This window comes from Actinomadura chokoriensis, assembly GCF_039529475.1.
In the GTDB taxonomy this organism is placed as follows: Bacteria; Actinomycetota; Actinomycetes; order Streptosporangiales; family Streptosporangiaceae; genus Spirillospora; species Spirillospora bangladeshensis.
Genome location: NZ_BAAAMW010000027.1, coordinates 61,878 through 77,703, shown reverse-complemented (window position 1 = coordinate 77,703; position 15,826 = coordinate 61,878). Strand labels below are relative to the sequence as shown.

The 15,826-nt window shown below is 71.3% G+C and carries 17 protein-coding genes; 4 read left to right on the top strand and 13 right to left on the bottom strand.

Going from position 1 to position 15,826, the window contains the following annotated elements; genetic code table 11:
- Positions 1–10: 10 nt before the first annotated feature.
- Positions 11–1,384: a HAMP domain-containing sensor histidine kinase gene (locus tag ABFX46_RS37000; protein WP_346048649.1), complete on the bottom strand. Its 1,374-nt coding sequence runs from the start codon at positions 1,382–1,384 to the stop codon at positions 11–13.
- A gap of 158 nt (positions 1,385–1,542) precedes the next feature.
- Here ABFX46_RS37000 and ABFX46_RS36995 point away from each other — a divergent pair, with 158 nt between their 5' ends.
- Positions 1,543–2,235: a DUF2202 domain-containing protein gene (locus tag ABFX46_RS36995; RefSeq protein ID WP_346048648.1), complete on the top strand. Its 693-nt coding sequence runs from the start codon at positions 1,543–1,545 to the stop codon at positions 2,233–2,235.
- A 138-nt stretch (positions 2,236–2,373) separates the two neighbouring features.
- On the opposite strand, the gene ABFX46_RS36990 is transcribed toward ABFX46_RS36995, so the two are convergent.
- The 3 genes from ABFX46_RS36990 to ABFX46_RS36980 form a co-directional block, all read right to left on the bottom strand.
- Complete coding sequence (locus ABFX46_RS36990) at positions 2,374–2,643, bottom strand: metal-sensitive transcriptional regulator (RefSeq protein WP_346048647.1); 270 nt, start codon at positions 2,641–2,643, stop codon at positions 2,374–2,376.
- A 525-nt stretch (positions 2,644–3,168) separates the two neighbouring features.
- Positions 3,169–3,558, bottom strand: a complete 390-nt coding sequence (locus ABFX46_RS36985; RefSeq protein ID WP_346048646.1) for a DUF302 domain-containing protein — start codon at positions 3,556–3,558, stop codon at positions 3,169–3,171.
- A 15-nt stretch (positions 3,559–3,573) separates the two neighbouring features.
- Positions 3,574–4,329 (bottom strand): PIG-L deacetylase family protein, encoded by a 756-nt coding sequence (locus ABFX46_RS36980; protein WP_346048645.1) that lies wholly within the window; start codon positions 4,327–4,329, stop codon positions 3,574–3,576.
- 114 nt (positions 4,330–4,443) lie between these two features.
- Between ABFX46_RS36980 and ABFX46_RS36975 the strand changes: the two genes are divergently transcribed.
- Positions 4,444–4,812, top strand: coding sequence for a thioredoxin family protein (locus tag ABFX46_RS36975; protein WP_346048644.1), 369 nt, complete (start codon positions 4,444–4,446; stop codon positions 4,810–4,812).
- A 14-nt stretch (positions 4,813–4,826) separates the two neighbouring features.
- The gene (locus ABFX46_RS36970) at positions 4,827–5,102 is read left to right on the top strand and encodes a metal-sensitive transcriptional regulator (protein WP_346048643.1); all 276 of its coding nucleotides are present in this window, start codon (positions 4,827–4,829) and stop codon (positions 5,100–5,102) included.
- A 354-nt stretch (positions 5,103–5,456) separates the two neighbouring features.
- Here ABFX46_RS36970 and ABFX46_RS36965 read toward each other — a convergent pair whose 3' ends face one another.
- Genes ABFX46_RS36965 through ABFX46_RS36930 form a run of 8 tightly spaced genes read right to left on the bottom strand, consistent with a single transcriptional unit; the run spans position 5,457 to position 12,715 of the window.
- Entirely contained in the window at positions 5,457–5,774 is a 318-nt protein-coding gene (locus tag ABFX46_RS36965; RefSeq protein WP_346048642.1) for a DUF202 domain-containing protein, read from the bottom strand.
- On the bottom strand, positions 5,771–6,178 hold the full coding sequence (locus ABFX46_RS36960; RefSeq protein WP_346048641.1) for a YidH family protein: 408 nt from the start codon (positions 6,176–6,178) through the stop codon (positions 5,771–5,773). Before ABFX46_RS36960 ends, ABFX46_RS36965 begins: the two co-directional genes overlap by 4 nt.
- Complete coding sequence (locus ABFX46_RS36955) at positions 6,175–6,411, bottom strand: sulfurtransferase TusA family protein (RefSeq protein WP_346048639.1); 237 nt, start codon at positions 6,409–6,411, stop codon at positions 6,175–6,177. The genes ABFX46_RS36960 and ABFX46_RS36955 overlap by 4 nt, the downstream gene beginning before the upstream one ends.
- A gap of 8 nt (positions 6,412–6,419) precedes the next feature.
- Positions 6,420–6,995 (bottom strand): DsrE/DsrF/DrsH-like family protein, encoded by a 576-nt coding sequence (locus tag ABFX46_RS36950; protein ID WP_346048638.1) that lies wholly within the window; start codon positions 6,993–6,995, stop codon positions 6,420–6,422.
- On the bottom strand, positions 6,985–7,851 hold the full coding sequence (locus tag ABFX46_RS36945; RefSeq protein ID WP_346048637.1) for a TorD/DmsD family molecular chaperone: 867 nt from the start codon (positions 7,849–7,851) through the stop codon (positions 6,985–6,987). The genes ABFX46_RS36950 and ABFX46_RS36945 overlap by 11 nt, the downstream gene beginning before the upstream one ends.
- The gene (locus ABFX46_RS36940; protein ID WP_346048636.1) at positions 7,835–10,753 is read right to left on the bottom strand and encodes a molybdopterin dinucleotide binding domain-containing protein; all 2,919 of its coding nucleotides are present in this window, start codon (positions 10,751–10,753) and stop codon (positions 7,835–7,837) included. Before ABFX46_RS36940 ends, ABFX46_RS36945 begins: the two co-directional genes overlap by 17 nt.
- Before the next feature lie 34 nt (positions 10,754–10,787).
- Positions 10,788–12,356 carry a 4Fe-4S dicluster domain-containing protein gene (locus ABFX46_RS36935; RefSeq protein ID WP_346048635.1) on the bottom strand — a complete coding sequence of 523 codons (1,569 nt, stop codon included), beginning with the start codon at positions 12,354–12,356 and terminating at the stop codon, positions 10,788–10,790.
- 11 nt (positions 12,357–12,367) lie between these two features.
- Positions 12,368–12,715 (bottom strand): ArsR/SmtB family transcription factor, encoded by a 348-nt coding sequence (locus ABFX46_RS36930; RefSeq protein ID WP_346048634.1) that lies wholly within the window; start codon positions 12,713–12,715, stop codon positions 12,368–12,370.
- A gap of 84 nt (positions 12,716–12,799) precedes the next feature.
- On the opposite strand from ABFX46_RS36930, the gene ABFX46_RS36925 reads away from it, so the two are divergent.
- Positions 12,800–14,146: an MBL fold metallo-hydrolase gene (locus ABFX46_RS36925; protein ID WP_346048633.1), complete on the top strand. Its 1,347-nt coding sequence runs from the start codon at positions 12,800–12,802 to the stop codon at positions 14,144–14,146.
- Positions 14,147–14,188: 42 nt separating this feature from the next.
- Here ABFX46_RS36925 and ABFX46_RS36920 read toward each other — a convergent pair whose 3' ends face one another.
- On the bottom strand, positions 14,189–15,772 hold the full coding sequence (locus ABFX46_RS36920; RefSeq protein WP_346048632.1) for an FAD-dependent monooxygenase: 1,584 nt from the start codon (positions 15,770–15,772) through the stop codon (positions 14,189–14,191).
- Between the last annotated feature and the right edge of the window lie 54 nt (positions 15,773–15,826).

Sequence of the window (15,826 nt, the reverse complement as noted above, 5' to 3'; positions counted from 1 at the left end):
GAAGAGCGGCTCACCAGCGCACGGGCAGTCGGACGACGAAGGTCGTGCCGCCGCCGTCCGGTGACGAGATGGTGACCGTGCCTCCGTGCGCGGTGACCAGTTCGCGCACCACCGCCAGACCGATGCCCGAGCCGCCGCCGAACCGGCGACCGGACGCTCCCCGCCAGAGACGCTCAAAGACATGGGCGCGCTCGGCGGCGGGGATGCCGGGCCCGGTGTCGGCCACCTCTATGACGGCCTCGTCCTTTTCAGCGCGTACCCGCACTGCCACCGAATCGCCGGCACGGCAGTAGCGGGACGCGTTCGACAGCAGGTTTCCGAGGGCCTGGTGGATCCGGTCGGCGTCCGCGCGGATCACGATGCCGTCAGCGATGTCGGTGTGGACGGTGAGGCCGGCCGCATCCAACTGGGCGCGGCGCGCGGCGACCGCCTCGCACGCCAGAGCGCCGATATCGATGTCGGCCAGGCGCAGCGACAGGGCGGCCGACTCCGCCGCGGACAGCTCCGCGAGGTCTCCGACGATCCGGCCGAGGCGTAGGGCCTGGTCGTGCAATGCGGCCAGGCGGGCCGGACCCGGTTCGGCGAACCCGTCCCGCAGCTCCTCCAGGCCCGCCTGCAGTCCGGCCAGCGGCGTGCGCAACTCGTGGGCGACGTCGGCGGCCACTCGCCGTCGGCCGAGTTCGGCCCGGTTCAGCTCGTCGGCCATGCGGTCGAAGGCCATGACCAGTTCGCCCAGCTCGCCGGGCGCGCTCACATGGGCGCGGGCCGAGCGGTCCCCCGCAGCGAGAGCTCGTGCGGCGACCGCGAGGCGCACCAGCGGCCGGGTGAGCCGGCGGCTGACATACCAACTCGTCCCTGCCGCGGCTACCACCGCCGCCGCGGCGGCCGGCAGGATCCACGACCAGGCGACGTCCCGCCCTGACGGCGCCGCCGGAGATCCGAACGCGAGCCGCACCGAGCCGACCGTCCTCCCGGCGGCCTGGACGGGCTTGGCCACCGTACCCTGGCCGGCGCCCATGTCCGGGCCATGGCCGCCTCCCGGCCCTTCACCCGGCCGCCCGGCATGCGGGCCCGCGGGGGAGACGACGACGTTCCCCTCGGCATCGCGAATGAACAGGTTGGCGCCGGCACCGGCCGCGACCGTGCGCGTCGCCCGCAGGTCGGCATCCGCCCAGCCGCCCGCCGCCGTGTAAGAGGCCGCAGCCGCGGCGGCGACTCGTTCGGCCGTCCGTTCACGCTCGGACTGGCGGGCGGCCCCCAGCCCCCGGTCGGTGCCGATCAAGGCCGCCGCCGTCAGAACGGCGAGGGAGGCCAGCGCCACCAGAAGGAAGGCCGCGAACAGCCGGTGGCCCAACGTCCCGCCGTTCCGCCTCGCACCTTCCATGGCTCCTGGATACGCCGCGGCGGCCGCCGCCGGACAGGGACCAAGGGCGGATTTCGAAGCTCCATACGGCCTCCACACGCTCCACATGCCGGCTGCAGAGCGCGGGGGCAGGCTGATGGCAACAGCGAAACGGACCGGGAAGAGAAGGGAGAACGGTCATGAAGCGCATCGGAAAGACGGCCATTGCGCTCACCGCGGGCGGTGCTCTGGCGCTGGGCGGGTTCGCCGCCGCGGCACCGGTCCTGGCCGGCGCCGGGCAAGGCGGCCCCGGCGAACCGCCGGCGGTGAGCCGTAGCGTAGACCCGCGCCCGCCGGGAGCCGGCGGCGGAGTGGGACAGGGCATCCACCACGGTACGGGGCGGTTCCAGCGCGGATTCGGTGACGGGACCTGCCTGAACCTGACGGCGCCCAGCGGTACCGTGACCGCGGGGCAGAAGGCGGCCCTGGCCGCGCAGGCGGAGAAGGAGAAGCTCGCGCACGAGCTGTACACGGCGTTCGCCGCCCGGTACGACGCGCGGGTCTTCGACCAGATCGCCAATGCCGAGGGCAGCCACCTGAGCGCGGTTCTTACGCTGCTCGACCGGTACGGGGGGAGCGACCCCACCGACGGCAAGGGCACCGGGCAGTTCACCTCGGCGGACGTCAAGGCCGAGCACGACCGGCTCCTGGCCCAGGGGTCGGCGAACGAGCGGGCCGCCCTCCATGTCGGTGTAACCGCCGAGAAGGCGCAGATCGCCGCACTGAAGCAGGCCGCTCAGGAGGTCAAGGCGGCGGACGTCAAGCAGGTCTATGACCGGCTGATCGCCACGTCCCAGCGGCACCTGGCCGCCTTCCAGGCGTGGGCGAGCTGAACACCGCGCGCAGAACCGAACATCGCAGCCCCGCATCGCCGCCCGCCCCCGGCCGGACGGGCGGCGAACCGTCGCCGGACGTGCCGGCGGCCGCCGTCGTCCGCATGGTCACCGGGCCGATGTGCGCCGTGACCGGGGTCAGGCGAGGCTCATGAAAAGCTTCTCCAGTTGGGCGCGGTCCAGTTGAGCCTGCTCGGGGTCCGCGCCCTCCCGGACGCACTGCTCCAGGCCCGTCGCGATGATCTTGAACCCGGCGCGGTCCAGTGCCCGGGAGACCGCCGCCAGTTGGGCGATCACGTCCTTGCAGTCCCGCTCGTTCTCGATCATCTGGATGACGCCGCCCAACTGACCCTGCGCGCGCCGCAAGCGCACGAGGACGTCGGTCAGCGAGTCCGCCTCGAATTTCACGTCGCCCTCCTCATGCCCGCCAGGGTATAAGGGCCTGCTGGCGCGGCCGACCATACGGGCGGTGCAGAGCTCACTTCGCGTGCTTAGATACCCGCCGGGGTATTTGCGCGTCGTTCCGATTTTCCGCTACCCTGCTTCGCATACCCTACGGGGTATATGAAGGCGTGCTGGTGGTGGTGACGTTAGGGACAGGCATGAATACGCGGGACGCCATGGTGCCCGGCTGATGACGATGAGGCAGGTGCCGGCGGTGAAGTGTGGGTGCACTGCGCGGGCGGTTACCGCGCTGCCATCGTCGCCTTGCCGCCGGGCGTCGCTGCCGCCGCCTGACCTCGCGACCATCACCGATCCCCGGTTCCGGACCCGGCCCGCACCGGGCCCGGAACCGGCCTCTTGCGACGAAAGAAGACCGGCATGCCCCGCCTGTCCCCGAAGATCGCCCCGCACTTCTGAAGTACGGGGCGACGCGAGGCAGCAGTCGGCCGCGAGCCCTCGCGGGAACGGGTGCCGATATGACCGGCGGGCTCAGCTGCGCAGGGACTCAAGGGCTGCGGTGAGCCTCCCGGCGGCGTCATCGGCGACCGGTCCGAGGCCGGGCTGTTCGCTCACCGTGGCCATGACCTGGGGGTCCAGTGCTTCGACGATGGTGTCGCCGCCTTCGGACCGTACGACGACGTTGCAGGGCAGCAGCAGGCCGATCCGCCGATCGACCTCCAGAGCCCGGTGGGCGAGCGGAGGGTTGCAGGCGCCGAGGATGAGGTAGTCCTCCATCGTCTCGCCGAGCTTCTCCTGCAGCGTGGCCCGCACGTCGATCTCGGTGAGCACGCCGAACCCCTCCTCTTTCAGTGCCGCCCTGACCTGCTCGACGGTCTCGGCGAACGGCCGGTGCAGCCGGACGGTCATGCCGTAGTTCATGGAACTCCCCTTTCGTTATCGACCACCCGGGCAGGCATTGCGTGATCGTCCTCCCTCGGGCGGGTTAATGTCGGCCGCATTCCCTGGAGCGGGCCGCAGTAGTCGTAGGTGCTCTGTGGGGCCGAGCAGGTCCAGGCGCCGGTACAGCACCGGATTCTCGGTGGACTGGCTGCGGTGGCAGCGGATCGCTCGGCGCTGGCGGGTGCGGTCGACCATGAGCGGCAGACCGGCCTGCCTACCGTCGCGGCCGGTGAAGCCGGTGCCGAACTCGGCGTTCAGCGTCGCGGCCACGTCCCGCGGGATCGTCCAGCCGAGCACGGGCAGACCCAGACCGTCGGCCGCGCGCAGTGCCGCACGGGTCGCCTGCACGTGATCGGGATGGCCGGTGATGCCGCCGACATCGAAGGCCAGCAGGTGGCTCGGCCGTACCGTCGCGGCGAACCGGCGCACATGGTCGGCCAGGTCGTCCACTGGTGCCCGGTCGAGCCGTCCGTCCGGGTAGTCCAGCAGCTCCGTGCGTCCGACTCCGAGAACGGCACTCGCCGCGCTCAGTTCGGCCGCCCGTACCTCGGCCAGATCACCGGCGGCCGCATGCAGGGTCGAGGCTTCGCCGCGGGTGAAGCAGAGCACCGCGGCTTCGGCCCCCGCGCCGATCAGGTGGTCGAGGACCGCGCCCAGTCCGAAGGACTCGTCATCCGGATGCGCCACCACGGCAAGGACGGTCCGCACGCCGGCGAGCCGGTCCGGATGGCTCCGTGTTTCAGCGGTCATGGCTCCTCCTCGCCATCTACAATACCCATACGGGTATCCAACGCATCGGAATCAAAGAGGAGGACTACTTGTTCCTATACCCGTAGGGGTATCCGAACCGAAGTGGAGGCCGCGATGGCCACGACCGAACTGACGCGCGAGAACTTCGAGGACGTCCTCGCCGGCAACGACATGATCCTGATCGACTTCTGGGCCGGCTGGTGCGGGCCCTGCCGCTTCTTCGCACCCGTCTACGAGCGGGTCTCCGACAAGCACGCCGACATCGTGTTCGCCAAGGTCGACACCGAGGCCCAGCGGGAGCTGGCCGGCGCCTTCCAGATCTCCTCCATCCCCACCCTGGTGATCATCCGCGACCGGGTCGTGCTTTACGCCCAGCCCGGCGCGCTGCGCGAGCCGGAACTGGAGAAGCTGATCGAGGAGGCCCGCGCCGTGGACATGGACGACGTGCGCCGCCGCGCCACAGAGCACCAGCGCAGCGCCTGAGAGGGGGCGGTGAAATGGAGCTCGACGAGAAGTCCCTGACCGAGGTCGCCGTGCGGCTCCGGCGCGCGCAGGGGCAGATCGGCGGTGTCATCAAGATGATCGAGGAGGGCCGCGACTGCGCCGAGCTGATCAACCAGCTCGCCGCAGCCTCGCGCGCCCTCAACCGAGCCGGTTTCAAGATCATCGCAACGGGCCTGGAGCAGTGTGCGGCACGCGAGGAGGACGCGGGCCCCGAGCAGACCGAGACCGACCGGGCCCAGCTGGAGAGACTGTTCCTGACGCTTGCTTGACGCGGGGGCCCGGTCACGGCGGTCGACTTCTCCGCCGTCGGAGGCCCACGCCCGCTCGCCCGCCGGTTCGGTGAGGATGTGAGGCCGGCTTCAGTTGGTCGGGGCCGGCCGAAAGAACTGCCCCCCGGCCGGCCATGGCGTTGCTCTTGTGATCGTCGCCTACCTGCCGGGCGGCGGTTCCGCCGTCGTGCCCTCCGCGCGGCGGCGGACGCGGTCGTGCCCGGGCGGACTGCTGCTTGTCGTGGCACACGACCGCGACGACCTGGTGCACGCGTTTCTGCTCACCCGCCACTCATGACCTGCTCGGCGCCACCGGTGTCCAGTGCGGCTGGGCGTCGCATTCCCGTGAGGCGGTCATGGCAGCGGGAACAGGCTGTCGGATGCGAGGAAGACCGTCGCCAGGGCGACCGCGGACACCAGGGTCACGGCGCCGGTGACCAGCAGCAGGGCGTGGCGCCGCGCGTGCTTCGGCGCGCGTCCGGCCGGACGTGACACGCGGCCCAGCAGGTAGACCAGCCCGCTGATGCCCAGGATCAGCGCCCCGACCACGGGGGCCGTCTTCAGCATGGCGGCGCCGACGGCCGCGAAGGAGATGGCGGTGCGGAACCAGGCCAGCTCTGTGCGCTCCCGGGCCAAGCCGGGATCGAGGTCCTCGACGTCCTCGGGGATCAATCGAGTGCCTCCGACAGCAGGACGAGCACTGCGGCCGCGACCGCCACCGCGGCGATGGCGATCGAGAGGATCCGGGGGAGCGGTGACCGCGGCAGCGGCTCCCCGCGGCGCAGCGCGCGCTGGTTGCGGCCCCACTCGACGAAGGCGCCGATGGACAGCACGGCGCCGAAGACGATCAGCGGGACGGCCAGCAGGTGCCGTCCCCACGGCAGCCCGGTGAACGGCGGCAGCAGCTGCACGATGGCCAGGCCCCCGATGATCAGGGCGAGCGCCGTGCGGTTCCAGGCCAGCAGCGTCCGTTCGTTGGCGAACGTGAACCGTGCGTCCGGCTCGCTTTCGGACGGCCCCTCCGCCGCGCTCTCGCCGGCTTCGGCCCCGGGAGACGCGGGGCGTTCTCCGCTCATTCGCCCTTCCGGACGTAGAAGAAGAACACCCCGTCCTGCTCTCCCGAGTCCAGGATCTCGTCATCGTTGGCCTCGGCCCAGGCGGGGATGTCGCCGAGCGAGCCGCGGTCGGTGGCGAGGACCTTCAGCACCTGGCCTGGTTCGAGCCGGCGCCTGGCCTTGGTGGCGGCCATCACGGGCATGGGGCACATCAGGTCGCGGGCGTCGACGACCCGGTCTTCGGTGATGTCCATGGCTGCTCCTAGACGAACATGGTCACGTGGGCGCGGCGGGCTTCGGCCATGAAGGCGGTGGCCCCGGCGAATTCGACCCCGTCGATGAAGTCGTCCTGGGCGTACCCGAAGACGTCGACGGTCATCTGGCAGGCGACCAGCCGGACGCCGGCCTCCCGGGCGGTGTCCAGTAGATCGCCGATCGTGGCGACGTTGTTCCTGGCGAACTTGGCGCGCATCATCGCCGAGGCCATCGGCACCATGCCCGGTAGCGAGGAGACGATGTCGGGAATCCGCACCGGCATCGGCATGGCGGGGTTTCCGACCGGGGCGATCTTGAGCTTGCGGGCGAAGTCCCGGTGGATGACGTTGAGCCCGTAGAAGGTGAAGAAGATCGAGGCCTCCATGCCGATGGCGGCCGCGGAACTGGCCAGGATCAGCGGCGGATACGCCCAGTCGAGAGTGCCTTTGGAGGCCACCAGGGCCGCCTTGCGGGCGGCCGGGTCCTTCTTGAACGCCCGCTGGACCTCTTCGCGGACGATCCGGCGGACGTCGTCCTCGCCGACGGTGGTGTGCGGCGGCTCTGCGCCGGTTTCAGGGGGCATGGGTCATCTCCGTTGCTGCGCGGTGGATGTCGTCGAGTGTCCGGTGGGCGGTCTCCGCTCGGGTGAGCCAGTGGCGGACCAGGGCACTTGGGGCCGTCCGGGCGTGCCGCGCCCGCCACGCGGCGGCCTCGCCGGCGAGCCAGCCGAACGTGGCCGCAGGGTCCTGGGCGAGGAGCGAGCTCAGGACGAATTCCCGCTCGCCGATCCGCAGCCCCAGTCCCATCGTCCGCGCGCCGCGGGCGAGATCGGCGCGGCTGATGATCATCCCGCTGCGCGCCGGGGTGAGCAGTGCGCGGGTGAACCCCTCGGCCTCGCGGCCGGGGAGTTCGGGAACGTCCCGCAGCCAGGCGGGCGCGCAGGGCGCGGTCAGTTCCCGCGCATCGGCCGACAGTGCGTCGATCAGCAGCCGGGCCCAGGCGGCGTGGAAGCCGGGCGCGATGCCGGCCACCGCCTGGGCGTACGGGGGCAGCCAGGTGAGAAGGTGCTCTTGGAGCAGCGTGCGGCGGGCGTGGCGCCACATGAGGCGCCGGGCCGGATCCGGTTCCGCGCCCTCCCGCTCGGCGAGCGAGGCGTACAGGCCGAGCAGGGCGGCGAGGTGGTCGGGCTCCGCCGGCGGGGTCAGCCGCAGCGCACGCCAGAATCCCGCGGCCCGGTCCTGGGCCTCGCCGCCGAGCATGCCGTCCGGCCCGACGTATACCGAGGCGTACGGGGGGAGTTGCAGGACGAACAGCCCGGTATGGGCTTCGGCATCGAGGACGCCGGGCAGCCCGAGCGCCGCGGCGACGCGTCCGCGCTCGGGGCCTGGGGACTCGCACAGTGTGCCGAGTGCCCGGAACAGCTCAGGTGGCAGCGGCATCGGGGCGCTCTCCGGGGAGCCGGTAGGTGTCCTTGGACGGCTTGAGCGGGCGCATCAGCCAGTACGGCCGGCGGGTGCCGTCCGGGGAGTGCTCGGCCGCGCCGCGGGTCATGGCCAGCCACTTCCGGTAGGCGGCGTGCGCCTTGGCGGTGTCGACGGAGATGTCCCCGTAGGCGTCGCCGGGCCGCGCCGCCCGCACGCGGACCGCCTGATGCCAGCAGTGCTGCCCGGAGACCGGGTCGGGGTGCACGGGGAACGTCAGGTTCTGGTGCACCCCGACGTCCCCCCACCAGATGCGCCGGGTGTCGGAGTCGGACGAGGCGTACGGCCGCACGCCCTCGCGGCGGTTCATCGTCCACGCGTCGCCGGCCTTGGCCAGATCGACGGTGGCGGCCACCTGGCGGGCGCCCAGGTCGTCGTGTCCGGTGAGCTTCCACCGGCCCATGTGGTGACTGCAGGCGACCACGCCGGGCCGGATGCCTTCGGTCACCCAGGCTTTGACCACGAAGTGCCCGATCTCGGTCTCGACGCGGACGAGGTCGCCCATCGTGACGCCGAGGTGTGCGGCGTCGTCCGGATGGATCCAGAGGGGGTTGGTGTGGGCCAGCTCGTTCAGCCACTTGGCGTTCCCACCGCGGGTGTGGACCTGGGTCGGGAGCCGGAAGGTGGAGATGAGCACGAGCTGGCCTGGTTCCAGCGCGGACGGGTGGACGTGGCTGCGGATGTAGCCGGGGAGTGCGTGCTCGGGCCAGCCCCATTCAGCGAGGGTGCGCGAGTAGAACTCGAGCCGGCCGCTGGGCGTCGGGAAGCCGCGCCGGACGACTCCGTCCACGCGTACGCCCACCGGTCGGCGGCCTTGGGAATCGGGTTCCGGTGTGGCGACCGGGACGATGTTGGGGCCGGGCACCGGCGCGACCGGCGTGTACACGCGGCCGAACGCGTCGTCGACGGCGTCGGTGAGGTCGCCCGCCGGGACTTCGTCCTCGTGCAGGGGGCCGATGCCCGAGCGGATCTCGAACGCGCCGTAGCGGCGCATGTGCTCCAGCGGGGTGCGTCCCTCGGCCGCGGCCGCCTCCGGCAGCCCGGGCACCGAATGCTCGAACATGTGCGCGTAGTACTCGTCGACCGTGAGCTTCTCGCCGGGACGGGCGAGTGACTCGTGGTGGCGGCGGATGCCGAGGGAGCCGTCCGGGTCGATCCGCCAGGACAGCTCGGTCCAGAACTCGTTCTCCTCCCACACCTCGCCCGGGTTGACCTGCCGGGTGTCGGTCACCTGCTCGCCGAGGCGTTCGCGCGCGGCACGCAGCACCGGCTGCCGGAAGCCGATCCACTGGCCATCGTACTGCTCGTAGGAATGCACGTCGTGGCGCTCGGAGCCGACGCCCATGGGCAGGACGTAGTCGGCGAAGTAGGCGGTCTCGTTCCAGGTCGGTGTGAGCGCGGCGTGCAGCCCGACCAGGTCGGGATCGGTCAGCGCCTCCACCCAGCTCAACCCGTCGGGATTGGTCCACACCGGGTTGTAGACGCGGCTGAAGTACACCGCCAGGCGACCGCGGTTCTCCTTGAGGAAGTGCGGGAGCAGGAACGACAGCTCGTTCAGCGCCAGCGGGTACTCGGCGGGCCAGGTCAGCTCGTTCCACGTGGTGGGATGGCCCGGCGTGTGGATCGGGCGCGGCACGAACTTGTGCCAGGCGTTGGGGTAGGTGCCTCCCTCGGTGGCGACGGCGCCGAGCAGGCAGTTCAGCAGGAACAGGCAGCGCGGCACCTGCCAGCCGCCCAGGTTCCCCGCCGCCGCGGACCGCCAGTTGTGCGTGGACAACCGTGTCCCGGCGCCCGCGACGGCCTCGGCGATCCGCGTGAGGGACGAGGCCGCCACGCCCGACTCCGCGGCGGCGAACTCGAAGGTGTACTCCTCGTACAGCCCGCCCAGGATCTGCTCGAACCGCTCGAACGTCGCCTCGGTCCCGGGGTGCTCGGCGGCCAGGTACTCGCGCCAGTTCCACCAGCGTCGCACGAACTCCCGGTCGTAGCGGCCGGTCGCGATCAGGTGGCGGGCGATCGCCAGCAGGATCGCCGCCTCCGAGCCCGGCTGCGGCGCGATCCAATGGTCGGCGTGGGTGGCGGTGTTGGACAGGCGGGTGTCCAGCACGATCAGGGTCGCACCGCGCGCCTTGGCGTCCATGACGCGTTGCGCGTGCGGGTTGAAGTAGTGGCCTGCCTCCAGATGGGAGCTGATCAGCAGGATGACGTCGGCGTTGGCGTGGTCCGGGCTGGGGCGGTCGATGCCCGTCCAGAAGTGGTAGCCGGCGCGGGCACCCGAGGAGCACACGTTGGTGTGGGAGTTGTGTCCGTCCACGCCCCAGCTCGCCAGGACCCGCTCGGTGAAGCCGTCCTCGCCGGGGCGGCCGACGTGGTACATGACCTCGTTCGGCCGGTTCTCGGTGATCGCGGCCCGGATGCGGGCGGCGATGTCGTCCAGCGCCTCGTCCCAGCTCACCTGGGTCCAGCGGCCCTCGCCGCGCTCGCCCGCCCGCTTGAGCGGGGCCAGGATGCGGTCGGGGTCGGTGACCTGGTTGAGCGTTGCGGGACCCTTGGCGCAGTTGCGCCCGCGCGACCCGGGGTGCTCGGGGTTGCCCTCGAACTTGCGGACCCGCAGGGTCTCGCGGTCGACGTAGGCCAGCAGGCCGCAGGCGGACTCGCAGTTGAAGCAGGTGGTGGGTACGAGCATCGACCGCCGCTCGGTACGCCGGGTGTCCAGTTCGACCCAGTCGTCCCAACGCTCCCTGGGTGGGAACGCGGCCAGGTGCACCCGGCTGGCGCCCGGATAGAACGTCTCGCCGCGCGCCGTCGTGGCCTCCTTCGCCGCGCTGACGCGAGCGGCGATCTCCTGCAGTTCCGGCATCGATCCTCCTCGACCGGCGGCCCTGGCGCCGCGGCTAGGCCAGTGGCACGGACTGGCCGGCCTGGACGTAGGCGTGTTCGTGGGCGGCCAGCCCGGCCAGCGCCAGCGGCGCCGCCCAGGCGCCCACGGCGGGGGCGGCCAGCCCGGCGGTGGTCAGCAGCAGGCCGATCCAGAACAGCGGCGCGTACCGGCCGCGCGTCATGGCCCGGACGGCGAGGCGGGCGTGCTCGGTGGGGTGGGCGAGCGTCACCTCGCCGAGCGCCATCAGCGCATGCGCCCCCGCCGTCACGGCCAGGACCCGGCCGAGTGGGGCGGCTGCGCCCGGCTGCGCCCAGGCGGCGATCGGCAGCAGCGCCGCCGCCCCGGCAAGGCCCGCCTGGACGAGCAGGTGCGCCGGCAACAGCGGGTTCTGCCACATGTCCCGTGCCTTGGCCTGCGCGAACAGGTAGGCGGTGTAGACGGCGGTGAGGACGGCCAGCGGGACGCCCGGCACGGCGAGCGCCTGCCGCATGACGTCGCCGCCGAGGATGCCGACCGGCAGTTGCAGGCCGAGGACGGCCGCGTATCCGGTCAGGATGACCCCGCCGCGGACCAGCCAGCTGCGCCACTGCGGGCGGGTGAGGATGTAGAGGAACCTGCCCGGATGCTCCAGGTCCCAGATCAGCAGCGCGGCGGTGAGCGCGAGGAAGGCGGCGGCGACCAGCGGTGCCGCCCAGACCGTCAGGGGTCCGTCCCACGGGAGGAACCCGGTCGCGGCGAGCAGCGTCGCGACGAGGTACGCACCGGCGGCGACGCCCTTCGTCCACGTGTACAGGCTGACCCGCCAGTCCCACGGCATCCGGTGCCCGATGTCGTAGGACAGCAGCGCCGCGGCACTGCTGTTGCCGCCGCCCGGATGCCCGGCGGCGACTTGGCCGGGTCCGTCTTGGATCTCGCTCCACGCGAACGTGCCGCCGTCCGGGCGGCGTGCCGCCAGCGGATCCAGGGTCGCCTGGGTCGCCCCCTTGTAGAACAGCTTGGGACGGGTTCCCTTCTCCGGGCGCCGCACGGCGACCGGTTCGCGGTCGACGATGCGTGCTGCCTCCGATTCCGAATCGCCGAACCGGCCGACCAGGATCGCCTGCGTGGGGCAGACCGTCACGCAGGCGGGTTCGAGGCCCGCGTCGATGCGGTGCGAGCACAGATTGCACTTCTCCGCCGAGTGGTCCTCGGGGTTGATGAAGATCGCGTCATACGGGCACGCGGCCATGCACGCCTTGCACCCGATGCAGGCGTCCTTGTCGAAGTCGACGATGCCGTCGGGCCGGGTGAACATCGCGCTGGTCGGGCAGGCCGCCACGCAGGGCGCGTCCGCGCACTGGTTGCACCGGGTCACCTGGAACGCCCGCCGCGCCTGCGGGAACGCGCCCACATCGACGTTCTTGACATAGGTGCGGGTCACCGACAGCGGCACCTCGTTCTCCGACTTGCACGCCGTCGTGCAGGCGTGGCAGCCAATGCAGCGCGTCTGGTCGATGAGCTTCAGCCACCGGCGCGGCTCGCCGTCCGCAGACTCCGGAGGCGCATCAGGGCCGTCCGCCGTGTTCATTCCGCCATCGGCCACGGTGCCGCCTTTCACGCACTCGGCGCGGCGGTCGCGTCGCGCCCGCGTGCGGGGTGGTGTCCGTCCTTGCCCGCGACACTGCCGCAGACGACCGCGCACAGCTTCTCGATCGTGTCGTCGACGATCCGGTAGCGGACCGCCTGCCCGTCCCTACGGCGGCCGACGATGCCGCCCGTGGCGAGGCGTTGCAGGTGCTGGGAGGCATTCGCCACCGACGTGCCGGCGGCCTCTGCGACCTCGCCCACCGAGCACTCACCGTTCTCGTGCAGGACGCTGACGATCTTCAACCGGGTCGGATCGCTGAGGAGCGCGAAGCGGCGGGCGACATCTTCGAGGAAGGATTCCGGGACGACGGCCATGGAATGACCGTAGGACTTGCGCTTTCAAGTAGTCAATAGATTAATTGAGATACGAAAAGGTTATTTGCGGACGGGAGTCCTGCCATGGACGTCGAGGTCTTCGTCACCCCCGGACTCGGGGACAACAGCTACTTGATCGTCTCCGGCGACGAGGCGGCGATCGTCGACCCGCAGCGCGACGCGTGGCGCTTCATGTGCGCCGCCGAGGCCCGCGGCGCGGTGATCCGGAGCGTGCTCGAAACGCACGTGCACAACGACTACGTCTCGGGCGCCCACGAGATCCGCGCGGCCACCGGCGCCCAGATCGTCGCCCCCGCCAAGGGCGGCTACGAGTTCCCGCACCGCCCCGCCGAGGAGGGCGACGAGGTGCTCGTCGGCGACCTGAGGCTGGCGGCGATGGCCACGCCGGGCCACACCTACGAGCACACTTCATGGCTCGCCCATGAAGGACGCACCCTGGTCGGCGTCTTCACAGGCGGCAGTCTCCTGGTCGGCAGCGCCGGACGGCCCGACCTGCTGGGCGACGAGCACACCGGGCCGCTCGCCCGCGCCCAGTACGCCTCGCTTCAGCGGCTGGCCACACTGGCCGGGGACGTCCGGGTACTGCCGACCCATGGCGCGGGCAGCTTCTGCGTCGCCGCCATGCCCGCCACCCAGCGCACCAGCACGATCGCCGCCGAGCGAGCCGAGAACCCGCTGCTGGACACGGCCGATTTCGCCGGTTTCCAGGAGGAGCTGTGCTCCGAGCTGATGGCCTACCCCGCCTATTACTCGCGGATGAGCCCGCTCAACCGCGCCGGTGTCCCGCCCCTCGGCGAGGTCTCCCGTCCGCCGGCCCTCACTCCGGCCGCGTTCGCCGAACAGCGGAAGGGCCGGACGTGGGTGGTCGACGCGAGGGACCGGGGCGCCTTCGCGGCGGCTCACATCCCCGGCTCGGTCAACATCGAGCTCAACTCAGGCTTCGGTGGCTACGTGGGATGGATGCTGCCCTTCGACGCCCCGATCGTCCTGGTGTTGCCCGATCCCGCCGAGGAGTCCGCCGTCGAGGCGGCCACCCAGCTCCTGCGGATCGGATGGACCCGCCTGCGCGGCTATCTCGACGGCGGGATCGACGCTTGGACGGGGCGGCTGAGCTCCTACCCCGCTGCGACGGCCGGAGAACTGCGCCTGGCGATGGACCGCGCGGACGGCCTCTTCGTGCTCGACGTCCGCCAGCAGCTCGAATGGGACTGGGGCGTCATTCCCGGCAGCCGACGGGTCTTCCTCGCGGATCTGCCGGCCTCCCTGGATGCGCTGCCTCGCGATCGTCCCATCTGGGTCATCTGCTCCAACGGGCACCGCGCCGCGATAGCGGCGAGCCTCCTAGACCGTGCCGGTGTCCCGGTCCGCCTCGTCGCGGAGGGCGGTGTCGGCGAATGGCACCGCCGATGATGAGGCGATCTTTGATGGCCTGGCGGCGCTTCCGGTGAAGGGTCACCTGGGCACCGGCAGAGTCCTGTGCGCGTAACGCTGGAGCGCTGACCAGACGGCTTCAGGAGTTCGCCCGGTGGCCGCGACGTATCGGTCGGGCCGGACCAGGGCCACGCGCTCGGTCTCGTCCGGCCAGGGCTGTGCGGGGGCGAGAACGCTCTCTGTCAGGAGGAGGACGGGCAGCCCTCGCCATTTCGCGTCGTCGGGGTCGGGGACCGGCTCGTCCGGGCGTACCCAGGCGACCCAGGTGTGGCTCCGATCACTCAACCGGGGGTGGAGTCGTCCGCCGGAGCGCAGTTCGGGGTTGGGCATCCTGCGGCCGGCTGACACGCCGGCGGCGGGCCCGCTGCGGTAGGCGGTCTCCAGCATCCCGACCTGGCGACCGAGCCTGGCCTGGATGGAAGGCCGGCCGAGGACACGCGGTCCAAGACCAGAGCGCAGACTCTGTGTGATCCGGCGGTTCGAGGTCATCACACCGGTCGCTCTCGCGGTGCCCCTGACCATCCTTTGAGCGATCGATCGCCGCTCGGTCTCGTAGCTGTCCAGCATCCGCTCCGCCGCCTCCTTGCTGAGACGGTCGGCCGCCGCGAGCTTCCAGAGCAGATTGTGGGCTTCCTGGACGCCGGTGTTGAGGCCCTGTCCGCCCACGGGGCTGTGCACGTGGGCGGCGTCTCCGGCGAGGAAGACCCGTCCACGGCGGTAGTGGTCGGCCAGACCGTGGCTGAGGTTGAAGCATGACACCCAGGTGATGTCGTGGCCGCCGAACTCAATACCGGCCCGGTCCCGGATGAGCCTGTCCAGGAGGGCGGTGTCGATGGTCGGTGGGAAGTCGGGGACGGCTTCGGGCAGGTGCGCGATGATTCGGCGGCGTCCCGGTTCGGGCATGGGGACGATGAGCAGCAGGCCCGCTCTGCCCAGATGGACGTGGCCCTCGTCGTGGGCGAGTTGTGCCGTGGTCGCGACGTCCGCGAGCACGAAGGAAGCTCCGGCATCCGAGCGCTTCAGCCTCAGGCCTGCCCGTTCGCGGACGGTGCTGCGTCCGCCGTCGCAGCCGATCAGCCATCGGGCGCGAACCGTCTCGGCGCGGCCGGAGTCGTGCACCAGCTTCGCCTCGACATGGTCACCCCGGTCGACGATGGTCCTCAGCGACAACTGCCACTCCACTGCGGTCCCCACCGAGCGGAGACGCGTCTCGATGATCTGCTCGGTGACGTACTGGGGGATTGACAGCCAGAAGGGATAGGAGGTGTCTCCCCAGGGCAGGCGGCGCAGGTCGATCCGAACGGCTCGCTTCCGCTCGGCGTGGACGTTGAGCGCGGCGAACGGGAGTCCTTCGGCGAGCACGGCTGCGGCAAGGCCCATGGCTTCGAAGACCTCCATGGTCCGAGCATGCACGACCAGAGCCTTGGAGATGGCTTCGCGTCCCGGCTTGCGATCGACGATTCGCACGGTGAGACCGTGGCGGAGCGCCTCATGCGCGGCGGTCAGTCCAGTGGGGCCGGCGCCGACGACGAGGACGTCGATGTCGGACGGTACAGGCCGGCTCGCCTGGGGCTCCTCGTGCGAGGGCGTTGGGAAGGTGGGCATCGCATCTCCTAGGTCATGCGGCACGGCCCCCAGCGTACAAAAAACGATACACAG